Annotated in this window: 16 protein-coding genes; 13 read left to right on the forward strand and 3 right to left on the reverse strand. The window is 33.7% G+C overall.

Annotation, left to right across the window (positions count from 1 at the left end):
- Positions 1-23: 23 nt before the first annotated feature.
- The 12 genes from tnaA to ABID46_RS05465 all read left to right on the forward strand — a co-directional run bounded on the left by tnaA (position 24) and on the right by ABID46_RS05465 (position 12,460).
- Complete coding sequence (gene tnaA, locus ABID46_RS05410) at positions 24-1,400, forward strand: tryptophanase TnaA (protein WP_354507857.1); 1,377 nt, start codon at positions 24-26, stop codon at positions 1,398-1,400.
- 83 nt (positions 1,401-1,483) lie between these two features.
- A complete protein-coding gene (locus tag ABID46_RS05415; protein WP_354507924.1) occupies positions 1,484-2,140 on the forward strand; it encodes a CBS domain-containing protein in 657 nt (218 codons plus the stop codon).
- Between the two features lie 34 nt (positions 2,141-2,174).
- Entirely contained in the window at positions 2,175-3,053 is an 879-nt protein-coding gene (locus ABID46_RS05420; RefSeq protein WP_354507859.1) for an NAD kinase, read from the forward strand.
- 142 nt (positions 3,054-3,195) lie between these two features.
- Positions 3,196-4,032, forward strand: coding sequence for a type IX secretion system protein PorG (gene porG, locus ABID46_RS05425; RefSeq protein WP_354507861.1), 837 nt, complete (start codon positions 3,196-3,198; stop codon positions 4,030-4,032).
- A 6-nt stretch (positions 4,033-4,038) separates the two neighbouring features.
- Positions 4,039-4,791 carry an undecaprenyl pyrophosphate synthase gene (uppS, locus tag ABID46_RS05430; protein ID WP_354507863.1) on the forward strand — a complete coding sequence of 251 codons (753 nt, stop codon included), beginning with the start codon at positions 4,039-4,041 and terminating at the stop codon, positions 4,789-4,791.
- 25 nt (positions 4,792-4,816) lie between these two features.
- Positions 4,817-7,360 (forward strand): outer membrane protein assembly factor BamA, encoded by a 2,544-nt coding sequence (gene bamA / locus ABID46_RS05435; protein ID WP_354507865.1) that lies wholly within the window; start codon positions 4,817-4,819, stop codon positions 7,358-7,360.
- Positions 7,361-7,420: 60 nt separating this feature from the next.
- A complete protein-coding gene (locus ABID46_RS05440; RefSeq protein WP_354507867.1) occupies positions 7,421-8,095 on the forward strand; it encodes an OmpH/Skp family outer membrane protein in 675 nt (224 codons plus the stop codon).
- A 27-nt stretch (positions 8,096-8,122) separates the two neighbouring features.
- Complete coding sequence (locus ABID46_RS05445) at positions 8,123-8,641, forward strand: OmpH/Skp family outer membrane protein (RefSeq protein ID WP_354507869.1); 519 nt, start codon at positions 8,123-8,125, stop codon at positions 8,639-8,641.
- Between the two features lie 81 nt (positions 8,642-8,722).
- Entirely contained in the window at positions 8,723-9,271 is a 549-nt protein-coding gene (gene rfbC, locus ABID46_RS05450; protein WP_354507871.1) for a dTDP-4-dehydrorhamnose 3,5-epimerase, read from the forward strand.
- A gap of 3 nt (positions 9,272-9,274) precedes the next feature.
- Complete coding sequence (gene rfbD / locus ABID46_RS05455; RefSeq protein ID WP_354507872.1) at positions 9,275-10,054, forward strand: dTDP-4-dehydrorhamnose reductase; 780 nt, start codon at positions 9,275-9,277, stop codon at positions 10,052-10,054.
- Positions 10,055-10,135: 81 nt separating this feature from the next.
- The gene (locus ABID46_RS05460) at positions 10,136-11,050 is read left to right on the forward strand and encodes a hypothetical protein (protein ID WP_354507874.1); all 915 of its coding nucleotides are present in this window, start codon (positions 10,136-10,138) and stop codon (positions 11,048-11,050) included.
- Between the two features lie 81 nt (positions 11,051-11,131).
- A complete protein-coding gene (locus tag ABID46_RS05465; RefSeq protein ID WP_354507876.1) occupies positions 11,132-12,460 on the forward strand; it encodes an O-antigen ligase family protein in 1,329 nt (442 codons plus the stop codon).
- Between the two features lie 8 nt (positions 12,461-12,468).
- On the opposite strand, the gene ABID46_RS05470 is transcribed toward ABID46_RS05465, so the two are convergent.
- The 3 genes from ABID46_RS05470 to ABID46_RS05480 all read right to left on the reverse strand — a co-directional run bounded on the left by ABID46_RS05470 (position 12,469) and on the right by ABID46_RS05480 (position 14,646).
- Complete coding sequence (locus ABID46_RS05470) at positions 12,469-13,116, reverse strand: class I SAM-dependent methyltransferase (RefSeq protein ID WP_354507878.1); 648 nt, start codon at positions 13,114-13,116, stop codon at positions 12,469-12,471.
- Positions 13,117-13,182: 66 nt separating this feature from the next.
- On the reverse strand, positions 13,183-13,773 hold the full coding sequence (locus tag ABID46_RS05475) for an HAD-IB family hydrolase (RefSeq protein ID WP_354507880.1): 591 nt from the start codon (positions 13,771-13,773) through the stop codon (positions 13,183-13,185).
- A 6-nt stretch (positions 13,774-13,779) separates the two neighbouring features.
- Positions 13,780-14,646: a UbiA prenyltransferase family protein gene (locus tag ABID46_RS05480; RefSeq protein WP_354507882.1), complete on the reverse strand. Its 867-nt coding sequence runs from the start codon at positions 14,644-14,646 to the stop codon at positions 13,780-13,782.
- Between the two features lie 75 nt (positions 14,647-14,721).
- On the opposite strand from ABID46_RS05480, the gene ABID46_RS05485 reads away from it, so the two are divergent.
- Complete coding sequence (locus ABID46_RS05485; RefSeq protein WP_354507884.1) at positions 14,722-16,893, forward strand: hypothetical protein; 2,172 nt, start codon at positions 14,722-14,724, stop codon at positions 16,891-16,893.
- Positions 16,894-16,927 lie beyond the last annotated feature (34 nt).

Raw genomic sequence — 16,927 nt, forward strand, 5'->3', positions numbered from 1 at the left:
TTAGGACCACAAAATTAATTACAATGGAATTACCTTGGGCAGAACCCTATAAAGTAAAAATGGTCGAAGAAATCTTCCAATCAACCCGTGAACAACGTGAAAAATGGATTGAGGAAGAAGGTTATAATTTATTTAATTTGGCGAGTGATCGCGTTTTCATTGATTTGTTAACCGATAGTGGAACGGGTTCTATGTCAGACAGACAATGGGCCGAAATCATGATGGGTGACGAATCCTACGCAGGTTCACAATCCTATTTGAAACTACGTGAAGTCGTTCGAAATACCTTAGGTTTTCCTTATTTCTTGCCTACTCACCAAGGTAGAGCTGCCGAAAACGTTTTGTTTAGCATCTTAGTAAAAGAAAACAATGTCGTTCCTGGAAATTCACATTTCGATACCACAAAAGGTCATATTGAATTCCGAAAAGCACATGCCATCGATTGTACTATCGACGAAGCCTTTGACATCAACGACTTGCATCCGTTCAAAGGAAATATCGATTTAGGGAAATTAGAAGAAATTTACAAAACGCATCCCAAAGAAAACATTCCTTTCTGCTTGATTACCGTTACCTGTAATTCTTCTGGTGGACAACCCGTTTCCATGGAAAACATCAAAGCTGTTAAAGCTTTGTCTGATCAATATGGAATTCCAGTATTTTTTGACGCAGCCCGATTTGCTGAAAATGCGTATTTCATCAAGGAACGAGAAGAAGGCTACAAAGACAAAACCATCAAAGAAATTGTCAAAGAAATGTTTGCGATGGGCGACGGATTTACCATGTCGGCCAAGAAAGATGGATTGGTCAACATTGGGGGATTATTGGGAATGCGTGACGAGAAATTGTATCGAGCTTGTGGTAACATGGGAATCATCTACGAAGGTTTCATTACCTACGGAGGTTTAGCGGGTCGTGATTTAGGCGCTTTGGCACAAGGTTTACAAGAGTCAACCGAATATCCTTATTTAAAAGCGAGAATCGATCAAGTCGAATATTTAGGCAATAAATTGATGGAATTTGGCATTCCGATTCAAAAACCAATTGGTGGACATGCAGTTTTTGTGGATGCTTTATCCTTTTTGCCCAATGTTCCAAGAGAGGAATATCCGGCGCAAACTTTAGCCATTGAATTGTACAAAGAAGCAGGTGTTCGTGGAGTCGAAATCGGAACTTTGTTGGCCGATCGCGACCCGGAAACAAGATTGGATCGCTTTCCTAAATTGGAATTGCTTCGACTGGCCATTCCGAGAAGAACTTATTCCTATAAACATTTGGATTATGTTGCAGTGGCATTGAAAAAAATTTACGATAGACGAAATGAAATCAATTCCGGATTGGAAATTGTTTGGGAATCAGAAATCCTACGACATTTTACGGTCTTATTGAAAAAGAAATAATTGAATCCCTAAAAATCCCTCCATTGATGAGGGATTTTTTTGTTCAATTTATAGAAACATAGAATTCAGTATCTTTGCAAAAGATGTTAGCATTTGACTATATAAGCAAGGATTTCATTCCTCCCAAAATATATCAGACAGTTGAGCATGGTTTACACCTTGTTCGCGAATACGGTTTGAAGCACCTTCCAGTATTTGAGGGATTGCATTTTGTGGGGAATATTTCTCGAGAAAGTTTAGAAGAAAACGATTTGGACACGCCGCTTTCGGAATTGCGTGATTTTATCGAATATTTCTATGCAACTGAAAATGGATCCTTGTTAGATGCGATTCAAAATTTCCATCAAAACGATACCAATATTTTGGTGGTTCTCAATCAAGAACAGCACTACATTGGATTTTTGATGATGGACGATGTGATTTCGGGAATTTCCACGATGCCTTTCATTACGGAACCAGGAGCGATCATGGTGGTTGAAGTTGCCCAAAAACAATTCTCCATCAGTGAAATTGCTAAAATTGCCGAAAGCAACAATGCGCGAATTGTAGGTTTATTTGTCACGGGTTATACCGAAGACAAAGTCAGAATCGGATTGAAATTGATCGCCGAAAATCTAGCGTCGGTTGGCGAAACATTTGAGCGATTTAACTATTCGGTTATTTACAAATTCTTCAATGATGAAAAAGAAGAATTGATGAAAGATCGATACGATATGTTGATGAAATTCTTGGATGTATAACTCTGTTTCTATTGAGTAACTAAATGATATTTGTATGAAAGTAGCGATTTATGGTTTGAAAACTTCTCCCGAACAAAAAACTTCTTTGATGAATTTTTTGGACGAATTGAACAGAAGAAACATTCAGTACACCATAGAAAAAGCTTTCAAACAAAATTTAGAATCATTACTCGAATTAGATTTATCGGAAATAGAAAGTTTCACTTCCTACGAAGATTTACAACCAAGCATCGATTTGTTTTTCACTTTTGGTGGAGATGGAACCATATTGAGTGCGGCAACCATCATTCAAGACAAAAACATTCCAGTTGTTGGGGTGAATACAGGTCGATTGGGATTTTTGGCAACCATCAATTTGGAAAAATTAATGGACAGCTTAGAAACGATTTTGTCGGGTAACTATATAATAAGTAGTAGATCGTTAATCGAAGTAATTTCCGACACTGCCGAAATTGAATTTCCTTACGCGCTAAATGAAATTACGGTAACTCGCCGAGAAACAACGAGTATGATAACCGTTGATGCTTATGTAAATGGGGAATTTTTGAATTCCTATTGGGCAGATGGATTGATTGTTTCCACACCAACTGGTTCGACAGGTTATTCACTAAGTTGTGGCGGACCTATCGTTCATCCTGAAAACAACACCTTTATTGTAACGGCGATTGCTCCGCATAATTTAAACGTTCGTCCGTATATGATTTCAGATCATTCCATTTTGGATTTAAAAATACATAGTCGTGTTGACGAATATTTCCTTTCCTTGGATGCTCGTAACTTGCCATTGCCAACAACAGTTGAATTGAGATTAAAAAAAGCAAAATTCAAACTTAAAATCGTGGAGCCCAAGGACAAAACCTATTTGATGACTTTACGAGACAAAATGTTTTGGGGTTCGGATAAAAGAAATTAAAATCCCCACAAAATTTTCATAATTTTTGTTAAAGGATATACCCAGCACGTAGATTTGATTATATTTGTCGCTTATTAGAGAAAATGTGCAACATTTTTGGTAATTTGCCGTTCATTTTTTGCACACTATTCTTAATTAACATATGAAGAATCTATTTGTATTAATATTTGGACTATCCTTCTCATTGTCTTTCGCACAAAGACATGAAATAGGAATCATGGTTGGGGGCACCAATGTGATTGGCGACATCGGAAGAAGCAATTACATCAATCCAATGCCTGTATCTCATAAAACAGACGAAACAATTGAGCGTATTCCTATTGCAGCTGGTTTGTTGTACCGATTCAACTTCAACGGACACATGGGTGTGCGATTCAACGCCTTGTATGGAAAAGTTTTAGGTGCAGACGTTGCCGCTCCAGAACAATACAAAAAAGATCGTGATTATGTCTACAAAAACAACATCTTAGAAGGGTCTTTGGTGTTTGAGTACAACTTTTTTGACATCAACAATGAACATGGAAAAAAACATTCTCCTTATATTTTTGGAGGAGTCGGGGCTTTCATGTATGACCAAAATAAATACGTGGTGAACAACACCTTTACACGTGATGCAAATGGTGTAATCGTTCAACCCGAAACAATTTCGACAGAAATAATCGGTAAACCGGAAAAGAAATCTTCTTTCACCCTTCCATTTGGTTTAGGATATAAATACAAATACCGTGGAAGTTTTGTGATTTCGGCAGAAGTCGGATTCCGCTATACAACGACAGATAATTTAGATCATAGTTTTGCCAATGAAGAAGATTTCACGTTCAACAATGAACCTGGAATCAACGAAGCAGAATTAAATCAATTGAATACCAACATCATCAAATCACGTCAAGTTGGAAATATGTCCAACCATGACTGGTATGTATTTACGGGACTTACCTTAACGTACACGTTTGGTAGACCACCATGTTATTGTGATTAATCTTACATGAACCAATCGATTACAGATACCATCAATACATCTAACCTTCCTCAACATGTTGCCATCATTATGGATGGAAATGGTCGTTGGGCAAAAAAGCAGGGCTTTGACAGAACCTTTGGGCACCAAAATGCCTTGAAAGCAGTTCGTTCAGCAATTGAAACCTGTGGGGAATTGTCTATTCCTTATTTGACCCTTTTTGCTTTTTCAACCGAAAATTGGAATCGACCTAAATTGGAAGTCAATTTTTTGATGAAATTATTGACGCAAACAATTCAGAATGAAATTCAGGAATTGAATGGGAAAGGAATTAGATTGAAGGTAATTGGTGAATTGGATAATCTTCCGTCAAGTGTTCAAGAACCATTGCGAAAAGCCATCAAATTAACAGAAGAAAATACCAAAGCAACTTTGGTTATCGCGTTAAATTATGGTTCACAACATGAAATCCTTCAAGCAACCAAAAAAATTGCCGAAGAAGTAAAAAAAGGAATGTTGGAGATTTCAGCCATCAACGAAAAACTATTTGAAAATTACTTGTATACGCATGATATGCCCAATGTTGACCTCATGATTCGAACCAGTGGGGAACATAGGATTAGCAATTTTTTATTGTGGCAAATTGCCTATGCAGAATTATATTTCACGGATGTCTTATGGCCAGACTTCCGCAAAGAACATTTTATAGAGGCTATAAAATCTTATTCTCAACGAGAAAGAAGATACGGAAAAACCGGAGAGCAAATAAAAACAGAATAACAGAGATATGTTAAAAAGATTGGAAATGAGGAATTTATACGCATTAATTTTCGTAGCATTGAGTGGATTAGCTTTTGCTCAAGAAGATTCCTTACAAGTTGTAAATGATTCTGTCAAAATTATACCAGAACCAACCGCACAAGATATTTCACAAGCTGGATATACCAATCCGCAAATGTATATGTTGGGTGATTTAGAAATAAGTGGTGAATCAAAGTTTACCAAAGCTCAAATCATGCGTTTTACGGGATTGAGAATGGGTGAATCCTTGGAAATTCCAGGCTCTAAAATCAACAACGCTCTGAAAAAATTATGGAAATCTAATTTGTTTTCAGACATTGAATTGTATGTGGTAAAAACGGAAGGAGACAAAGTTTTCTTGCGTCTGCATTTAATTGGGTTACCTGAATTGGTGGAAGTAAATTTCAATGGTTTGAAGAAAAGCAAACAAGAAGATTTCATCAAAGAACACAAATTGGGTCCTGGTATCAAAATCACCAGTAACTTGAAAAATCAAGTTCGTAATTCCATCAAGAATCATTTCTTGGAAAAAGGATATCCAGACGCAAAAGTTGATTTTATTGAAAAAGAATTAGCAGAAGATAATTCCAAAGTCAATTTAACCATCAATGTAGATCGTGGTCAACGTGTAAAAATTTCTTCCATCGATTTTGAAGGAAACAATGAATTGCGTGATGGTCAATTGCGTAGAAGAGCGATGAAAGGTACACGTGAAACTTCTTTAAACTTCTTTAGATCGTCCAAATTTATCCCGAATAAATACCGCGATGATTTGAAAAAAGTCGTTGACGAATACAAATCTATCGGATACCGCGATGCGAAAATTATTTCGGATACGGTTATGCGTGTAAAAGATGATCGTATTGCCATCAACATCAAAGTAGAAGAAGGGAAACCTTATTTCTTGGGAGATGTTACCTTCACCGGAAATTCAGAATTTACAACCGAAATGTTGCAACGTGTTTTCTCGTACCAAACAGGAGATCGTTATGATGCGGTTGGGATTCAAAACAAAATTTCAGGTTCACCAAAAGACGATGACATTCAGACATTGTATATGGACAGAGGTTTCTTGTTTGCGAACATCATTCCAATTGAAAAAAATGTCAAAAACGATACAATTGATTTAGAAATCAAAATCATGGAGGGAGAACCTGCAACCTATAACAAAGTTACGTTCTCAGGAAATGATGTTACCTATGACCACGTTATCGCTCGTGAATTACGTACAAAACCAGGTGATTTATTCTCTAAATCTGAAATTAGAAGAACTTTACACGAATTGGCTGGATTGGGTTATTTTGAACCGACTTCCATCAATCCAGATATTCAACCAAACCCATCGAACAATACAGTTGATTTGAACTGGGAATTGGTGCACAAAAGTTCAAGTCAAGTTGAACTTCAAGGTGGATATGGAGCTGGAACTTTCTTAGGAACTTTAGGATTAACCTTTGGAAACTTCTCGGTTCGAAACTTATTCAACAAAGATGCTTGGAAACCGGTACCAATGGGTGACGGACAAGCATTGTCTTTACGTGCTCAAGCTGGTAGAGGATACCAAAACTATAGTTTCTCCTTTACAGAGCCTTGGATCGGAGGAAAACGTCCAACTGCTTTATCGACTTCTATTTATTATTCACGTTATAACTACCGTGACATTTACGGAGAAGAAGCTGCATTGAACATCTTAGGAGCATCTGTTGGATTGAGCAAATTATTGACATGGCCAGATGACTGGTTCCGTTTGTCACATTCTTTGTCGTACCAACGATACAATTTCGACAACTATGCTTTATCCGTTGGAGAAATCAATTACACCAATGGTTCATCTAACAACTTCAATTATACGTTGGCTTTGACTCGTAATTCCATGGGACCAAATCCAATCTTCCCAACAAGTGGATCTGAAATGAGTGTAGCAGTTACAGTAACACCACCCTATTCCTTATTTGGAGACAAAAACTATTCTTCTATGAGTGATGTAGAAAAATTCGAATGGTTGGAATACTACAAAGTGAAAGGAAAGGCTTATTGGTACAAAGAATTGGCTGGAAAATTGGTCTTGAAAGTTGGAGGTGAATTTGGATACTTAGGAACGTACAACAGCAAAATCGGAACGATTCCATTTGAACGTTTCTATTTAGGAGGAACAGGATTGATGGGGAACCGATTTGATGGACGTGAAATCGTTCCTTTAAGAGGATACGATGATTCTACGCAATCTGGAGGAACATCAGAAGATATCACACCAACAGGTGGAGGAAGTATCTACGATAAATTTACGTTTGAATTGCGCTACCCAATTACAATGGGTCAACAAGCTACCATTTATGCATTGGGATTTGCAGAAGCTGGAAACACTTGGTCTGATACCAAAGACTTCAAACCATTTGAATTGAAACGTTCTGTGGGAGTCGGAGTAAGAATCTTCATGTCTGCATTTGGAATGTTAGGATTTGACTTCGGATACGGATTTGACCGCACCATGTATAGCGCAGAACCATCTGGATGGCAAACGCATTTTATTATTGGTCAACAATTTTAATTAATGTATTTTTGTATGAATGTCCAAATGGCATAATTTTCGATAAACTCAATTTTGAATATGAAAAACCTACTCTTAACATTATTATTTATAGGGATACTTGCCCCTCTTAGCGCACAGCGTTTTGGGTATGTAGACACAGATTTCATATTGGAAAATCTTCCTGAATATGCGCAAGCGCAACAAAGATTGAAGACCCAAACAGAACAATGGAACACGGAAATCAGAAATCGTCAAGAAGCTTTGCAAAAAAGACAAGCTGACTTCTTAAATGAGAAAGTTTTGTTGACAGAAGAACAAGCTAAAAAGGAAGAAGAAGATATTCATTGGGAAGGAAGACAAATCCAAATTTTACAAGAAAACCGATACGGTCAAGATGGAGATTTGATCAAATTGAGAAAAACTTTGGTTAAACCGATTCAAGATCAAATTTGGGTTGCCGTTAAAGAAGTAGCTGAAAAAAGAAATTACGGATTTATTTTTGACAAAGGAAGTGATTTGATCATGGTTTATACCGATCCTAAATTTGACATCAGTCGCGAAGTTTTGTTGAAGTTGAATCCAAATGCTTTAAAAGAGGGAAGCTCTAGTTCATCTAACAATAACAATGCGACGCCTTCAAGAAATACAAATACGTCGAATCAAAGTAGAGGAGCCTCGTCTAACACAAGCAATAAAGCTCAAACGACAACTCCTGGAAAAGCTGCTCCTACGGGAAATAGCATAAGAAAGTAACCATTCAAAAATTAATTATAACAAAAAATGAAAAATTTAAAATTATTTACTGTATTCGCATTCCTTTTAGTAGGTAGCTTAACTGTATCTGCGCAAGATTTAGGAGTTGTTAGTGTAGAAGATATCTTCAACAATTTCCAAGAGAAAAAGAATGCTGACACACAATTAAATACATTGGTAGAAAAGCATCAAGCTGAAATCAAAAAACAACAAGAAGCTTTGTTGGCTATTGAGAAAGATGTTCAAGCAAAAACAGAAGGAAAATCTCAAGCTGAAATCCAAGGTATGATGACTCAATTGGAAGCAACTCAAAAGGATTATATGGCCAAACAACAAGCTTTGGTTACCTATCAACAAGCTGCTGCGAAAGAATTGACCGAAAAAGAAAATTCTTTATTGAAACCAATCGAAGACAAAGTAAAAGCTTCTATCGACAAAGTTGCGGCTGCAAAAGGATTGAAATATGTGGTTGAAAAATCCATGTTCTTGTATGCAAACGGAATCGACATTACAGCAGATGTAAAGAAAGATTTAGGAATCAAATAATTCCTTTCTATAAAGGATAAAAAAAGCCATTTTGTTTTACAAAATGGCTTTTTTCGTTAACTTTCAGCTCAAATTAAAGAAATGCATTTTACAGAAACGAAATTGAAAGGTTGTTTCATCATTGAACCTCGTGTTTTTGAGGATGAAAGAGGGTATTTTTTTGAAAGTTATCGATTGGACAAAATTCAAGAAATCACTCAATCTTCCATCAACTTCATTCAAGACAATCAATCCAAATCATCGTATGGGGTTGTTCGTGGATTGCATATGCAAAAAGGTGCATTTGCCCAAACCAAATTGGTAAGAGTTTTACAAGGGAGAATTCTCGATGTTGCCATCGATGTCCGAAAAGATTCTCCTACTTATGGTGAAAGTTTTTCGATTGAATTAAGCGACGACAACAAAAAACAATTGTACATTCCTCAAGGATTTTTACATGGATTTTCCGTTTTAAGCGATTTGGCAGTAGTGTCGTACAAATGCGATGCCTATTATGACAAAGATTCTGAAGATGGAGTGAACCCATTGTCTACTCAATTGAACATCGACTGGAAAATACCAACAGAGAAAATGATATTATCAGAGAAAGATAAAATTGCCCAAGATTTCTCAGAATTCATCCCTTTTTAACGCATGAAAAAAATAGTTGTTACTGGTGCAAATGGTCAATTAGGAAAATCTTTGAAAGATTACGTTCAAGAAAAAAATAACAGCAATTTTCAATTTTTATTTTTTGATCGTTCGCAACTTGACATTTCCAATCAGAGTTTAGTGGAATCTTTTTTCTTTACCAACCAAGTCGATTTTGTCGTGAATTGCGCAGCTTATACAGCTGTAGATTTGGCAGAATCGGAGGTGGAACAAGCTTTTAAAATCAATTCAGATGGAGTGAAATATTTGGCAGAGCAAACACAAGAACAGGGAGCCAAATTGATTCATGTTTCAACGGATTATGTCTTTGATGGTACGTCCAAAGTTCCTTATATGCCAAGCGACCAACCCAATCCCATCAACGTTTATGGAAAATCGAAATGGGAAGGAGAAAAATGGGCCTTAGCAAAAAATCCTCATTCTTTTGTGATTAGAACTTCTTGGGTTTATTCAAACTATGGGAAGAACTTTTATACAACGATGTTGAAATTAATGGCAGAACGCGATGAATTAAACATTGTTGCGGACCAAATTGGAAAGCCAACGCATGCAAAGGATTTAGCGGCTTACATCTATAATATGATTGAGACGAATTCCACCGATTATGGAATTCATCATTTCTCGGGACCAGACCAAATGTCATGGTTTGAATTTGCGCAGAAAATTGCACAAGAAAATGGATTTAAGACAAAAATCAATCCGATAACTACAGCGGAATATCCAACACCTGCAAAGCGTCCCTTGTGGAGTGTTTTGGGTTAGGCCAAAGGAAATTCAAAAGATTCATATATATAGATTATTCGTTTATATTTGTGCTTAAATTAATTTTTAACACTTATCGAAATGGAGTCGAATACAAATTCTTCGCAAGAAATCGATCTATCTTATTTGTCGAAAAAAACAGGTCATTTATTTGATAAAATTGGATATTCAATTTATCGATTTATTAAGTTTTTGATTAAAAATATCTGGATACTATTAGTGCTTTTAATAGTTGGTGGAGTTATCGGATATTTATTAGACAATAGAGCTGAAAAACTATACAAGCATGAAGTTATAGTCATTCCAAATTTTAGTAGCAATAGTTATTTGTATAATTCCATTCAAAATTTAGAATATAAAAATAGTAAAATAGTTAAAGCTCAGGTTGAACCAATTATCGATATATATCAATTCATCCAAGAAAGATATCAAAATTTGGAAATCGCCAAATACATGAGCGAAAACAATATCCAATTAGATAAATTTAATGATAAAAATGCAGTAGAAAAGTTATATCGTTATCACTTGATGACTATCTATACAAAAGGCGAAGACTCCAAAGGTCAAACAATTGACTCACTTTTAAATACATTAAATGCAGACCCTTATTATTTATCAAGACAAAGTATAGAGCAACAAAATCTCAATTTGTCCATATCTGAAATCGAAAAATCAATTGAAAGTGTTAATGCCATTCTTAATAAAATAGGCCAATCTAGTTCAACAGCTGGTGATTTAAACATTGAGATGTACTCAGAGCTAAATAATCTTATTAATAGTAAGAAAAGTTTGGTGGAAGATAGAAACAAAGCGAAAGTTTTTCAATTGGAGCAATCCAAAATTATCTACGATTCTTCCAAAGTTCTGAATATAAAAGAATCATCTACTCCTAAAATGATTCTATTACCTATTGTATTATTTGTTCTTTTCTTAGGAGCTAACTTAATTTTAATACTATCCAAAAAATATAAAAACAAAACCTCTCAAAATTCTTAAGCCAAGACAATGCACTTGAGCCTCAGACATATATATACATTATTTTTTTTTATAGGAATTTTCCTTATTCCGTTTAATGAAATGGAAGGACCTACCTTTCTAGGAGAATATAGCAATGAATCTGCTACTTATTTCTTCTTAATTGGGTTCTTTATTTTAATTATTGAAAGTTTAGTGAGGGGAAAGTTTGCTATTCCCTACAAACATCATTTAATGTGGATATTGGGAGCTTTTATTTTATGGGCAACAATTGCTACCATCTTAAATTTTGATACGGTCAATCAAAACTTTTACAAACAAACATCTGGCTGGAATAGGTTCATTAGACAAAATTTCTCTTTGTTAATTTCAGCGATAGTATTTCCACTTTTTTTCTGGAATATTATCAAAAATAATACGGTTTATGAGAATTTTTTACGAATTAGAAAGGTTTTACTATTCAGTTTCATTTTTGTATCTCTATATGGTTTTTTTGAAATAGCAATTGTTTATCTAGGCATGGGATTTTTGATGCCTGTATTTGATTTATTTGAGTATTTACCATTTATTAATAATAATTTACATCAAGGCAGTCGTATAGGTATTTCGTCCGTTACATTTGAAATTCCAGCATTAGGAACTTATTTAATAATGGTTCTGCCTTGGATGGTTAGTTATATATTCACCGAAAAGAATATACTCAAATATTTACCATTAGGAGTTTCCCTCATTTTATTATTTTTTTCCAATTCTAGGTCTGCCTTAATCGTCATATTACTACAATTAATTGTATTACTCATTTTACTCATATTGGATCCCCAATATCGTAAGAACACTTTAAGTCTTTTAAAATATAGCAGCATAGCCATTTTTTGTTTATTATTATGGAATTCTGAAGCTATTGTAAAAACCGTTTCTGAAAAAGCTGATAGTGTAAATTTCTCTAAAAATTTAACCAAAAACGTTTCCAATAAATCGAGATTCGGAATTCAACACGCAACCCTAGAAGTATTTAAAGAAAATCCCATAATAGGTGTAGGATTGGGACAAAACACCTATCATGCAATAAGGCATTATCCTTACTGGTCAACTCATAATAATTGGGAATTTGAATTAAAATATAAAAACCAAACAGACAAATCATTTCCTCCCAATTATAATATCTACACGCGTCTCGCAGCAGAATTAGGAGTCATAGGATTGGGGATTTTTTCTATCCTCATGCTATTGTGTATTTATTATTCCTTTATGGTTTGGAAATTGAGCAATAATTCTATGCGATTTGTGGGAGTTATTTTGATAATATCTTTTGTAGGATTATCCATAAATTGGATGCAATTAGACTACTTTAGACAATATGGATTTTGGCTTTGCTTGATGTTACTTATCCAAATTATGATTTTAAAAAGAAAATCAATTTTGAACGAATAAAGATATAATTACTTTTTAAAAACTAATGTAAAATGGGGATAGACATACATTTGCCTATAAGATTCTTTCATAAAATTCATCCCCGAGTCTAGCAATATATTTTTTGTTTTCGTTTTACTTAACTCGTTCCCGATTTCCTTGGCAAAAATCAAATCATGAATTTTGTTGAATACCACAAATGGACTTGCGGCATCAATATCTTTTACAACCAAAGTTGCTCCCGTTTTAAGTGATTTGCATAGATTTTCAAGAAAAACTTTTTGTTTTGCTTTGGGAACATGGTGCAAAACGTCTATTAAAAAAACAATATCCATCTCGCTTAATTTATCAGGAAAATATTCTCCATTATATACGTTAAATTCAGAGTTTACTAAACCATGTTGACGAAAATTATTTCTAGCATTTTCAATAAGTCTTTCTGAAATTTCAATGCCAAATACTTCTTCTGGATGTTTAAATTCAGCTGCTAAAAGTAAGAATTGCCCAGAACCGCAACCAATATCACCAATTTTTGAATTTTTGGGAATTTCTTCTAGCAAATCATCAAATGGGCAAATTAAAGCTCTGTACTTGATTTTTAAATTGTCTATAAAATTTGATGAGTGAGAAAATTGGCTGAAAAAATTAATTATTTCGGAATTTTTTACTCGACTCATCTTTCTATATTTTTTGTCTTCTTAATTGGTTTATCAATTTACTCTAAATTTTTAATATGGAGCCAATTAGAATTTTTTCCGAAAATGTTGGCTTGCCAATGAAAACATAGCATAATCACCTTTGGAATCACCAAAAGCATATATTTTTGAAAATGAGGCAAGATCAATTTCTTTTAAAATTCGGGTTTTCTTCTCTTCAAAATTGCAATTGGGTGTAGCAAAATTTCCTGTATACGTATCTGATTTGTCAAATTCTGCTTGGGTACAAATCAGTTCCGCTCCAAAATGTTTGGCAAAGGGAGTTAACCAAATATCTAGAGAAGCAGATACGATATATATCTTATGATTGTTCTCTATATTCTTGATAAAATCTATAGCTGATTTCCTACAAATAACATTAAACCTTGCCTCATAATAGTTTTGAGCTAATATGGATAATTCCGTTCTATTTTTATGAAGGAGAAAAGAATTGATAAACCTACGTTTTACTTCAGCTTTTTGTTTCAAACCGAGTTTGGCCAATATAAATTGAGCTGTGAAATGTAAAAATTTCTTCCCATACTGATCTGGAAAACTAAATTTCAAAAAATCAAATAAAGTATCTACATGGGTAATCGTTCCATCAAAATCAAATAGGTATAAATTCTTAGATTCCAAATTTGTCTAGTTAAAATAAATTAGCATAACGATTGTCAAAATCCAACCCACTATTGTAAGCTGTAAAAAAAGATCTTTATAAATCAATTTTGTAGGTGATTCAGTTCGATTGAATACAAATGTTTGTTGCAAATATCTAAATACCCCTATAATGACAAATATAATTGTATAAAAAATAAGCGAATGAAATCGCTCTTGTGTATCTTCAGACAAAGTAAACATCATATAACATACAATGACCATCACGCTATTAATTACCAATGCAATATTGATAAATTCTAAGTTATAACCTTCTAAAGATTTTCTTGTAACTCCCATTGTTTGGTCATTAACGATTTCACCTCTTCTCTTACCCAAAGCCAACATCAAAGCCAAAACAAAGGTCAATAAAATGGTCCAATCTGAAATTTCAATTCCCGTCATAGATCCACCTACCAAAACGCGTAAAACAAAACCCATAGCAATCACCATAACATCTAAAATGGCTATTGTCTTTAATTTAAACGTATAGAAAAGGTTGAGTAAGAAATATCCCAGCACCAAAAATGACGTGGTCAAATTGGCAAATAAAATCAACAAGACAATTTCAATCGACACTAAAAGAAAAAGTAAAATTATGGCTTGAGTTTTTGAGATAGCCCCAGACGCCAAGGGTCGAAAGCGTTTTGTAGGATGGTTTTTATCTGACTCAATGTCACTATAATCATTGATGATGTATATGCTACTTGCGGCAATACTAAACAGAAAAAATGCTAGAACTGATTGAAAAAACAGGTTATGAATAAATAGGTTACCAGAAAAGATAACAGGTATAAAAACAAATAAATTTTTAAACCATTGGTGAACTCTTAACAATTTTAATAAGTCCTTCATAATTATAACCATTATTGAACAAAAGCTAATGTAGGTATTTTTATATTTGTTTATTAATCAACTTATTAATTTTTAATGTTACTTTACAATCACCGACTTTTAAAAGGAATTTACAGTATTCTGTTAGCCTTACTTTTTTTCTTATTGGTTGTTTCATCTTTAGGATTTCTATTCAACATAAAACTCTCTGAATTTCATTTCCCAATTGCGATTATTTTGGCTTTGGTTACCACCTATTTTTTATATGGAAAAAATGATCTGAAAAATTATATATCATCATTTTTATGGGCAAGTTTAATCCTAATGATAAGCTACTTCTTAAGTATAAATTATTATGATTTTTCTTTTGATGGCATGGCCTATCATCAAGATGCAGTTGTGCAATTAGCCGAAGGCTGGAATCCAATAAAGGAAAAAACAGACTCTCAGTATGCTATTTGGTTAAACCATTACCAAAAGGGTATTGAAATTATGCAGGCAAATTTTTATCTCATATCAAATAAACTAGAATCTGTCAAAACCATCAATTTTCTTTTATTGATCAGCTGTTTATTGGTGGTTTTTGAAGCAATAAAATTGACTATTAAAAATACATTTAGTGCTTTTTTCTTAGCTATTTTAGCAAGTTTTTCTTTGATTGTCATCTCACAACTTTTCACTAATTATAATGACGGTCTTTATTATTTGCTTTACATATCCTTGGTTGCTAGTATGATTTTGGTGTATCAACACAAAACAAATTTCTATTGGGCCAATTTGATTATGATTTCCATTTTGTTATGCAACATTAAATTCTCAACATTACCCTCTTTTGTAGTACTTGTAGCCGTATTTTTAGCATTTATCATTTATAAAAAAAATTGGACATTCATTCGACCAGCAGTTATTTCCTTGACAATCGTATTTTTTGCTGGTATCATCACAACTTTTAACCCATTGCTTACTAATATAAATGAAGGAAAGCATATTTTTCACCCACTTATGGGAACTGAGAAGGTAGACATCATCTCACAAGTTATACCGCATTATATGAGTGACCAAGGAAAATTAGAACGACTTAAAACTGCTTTTTTTTCTGAGGTAACCAATATTTATATGATGAATGAAGATAGAATTCCGGTTCAAAAATCAAAGATTCCATTTACCATTCAACCTGGAGAAATTGAATTTTTGCATCATTACGATCTGAGGCTATCTGGTTTTGGTGTTTTCGCGAGTGGTATCTTGCTTCTATCAGTTTTGATTTTGATTGTTTATCCTTTATACATGTATATTTATAAAAGAGAAGTTTTTCAAGTTAACAAAGAGAAACTATTGGTGCTATATACTATAGTTTTTGGTATAATCATCACAACTTTTATTAATCCCGAATTTTGGTGGGCAAGATATGTACCTCAACTATGGCTTATCAACATCATAGCTCTAGTGATGATTTGGGATTCAAAACAATACTTTTTTAGAGCTCTAAAATTCTTCTTATTATTTTCTTTATTTTTTAACTTCTATTTAGGCCTAACTCAAACACTTAAATTTGAAATAAATTCTACAAAAGAAATAAATTCTTTACTGAAAGATTGGAAAACGGATGGCGTAAAATTGAAAATTGACCAACAAAATTTCTTCCATGTTTACAAAAGATTTGAAGAAAACAATATTCCTTTTGAACTAACGAAAATAACTGAAGGACATTTTATCTACCTCCCAAATACATTTGCCAATGTAAAAATCCAAGAGATATCTAACATTGCAAGTGTTGACACGCTTATGTTATCTGATCTTGGTTTATCTAACGATGCCAATTTTATTGACTTTTTACGAAAATTTGACAGTGAAACTTTATTAATATCTGCAAAGGACGAAGCAAGTAATGGGTTTAACAACGAACAGAAAAATAAAATCTATCAAGAATTTAAGTTAAATTTACCCAAACTAGGATATCGTAATTCTTATGTTTCAATTATTTCCAATAACAAAGTTCTTTTGGAAGAAATAGATGATCAAAAACAAATTACCTTTGAGAATCATAAAGTTTTAAATGATTTAGGTATTACAAAAATGAAATCAGGCGGATACCGATCGGGGAATGTTTCTTCTATCAGAATTAATGGCGCTGATTTATCCTTAAATAAGAGAGGACTTAATATAGTATTGATTAAAGATAAAACATTCTATCAAGTATATTTAGATTCATATAATTCCGATCGAATGGACAGTGTTGTTTATAAAGTAAACTTTAAAACCCACTAGGATAAAAGCTTTTTAAGGAGAAAAAATAATTTTT

Source organism: Moheibacter stercoris, assembly GCF_040545805.1.
Classification (GTDB): domain Bacteria; phylum Bacteroidota; class Bacteroidia; order Flavobacteriales; family Weeksellaceae; genus Moheibacter; species Moheibacter stercoris.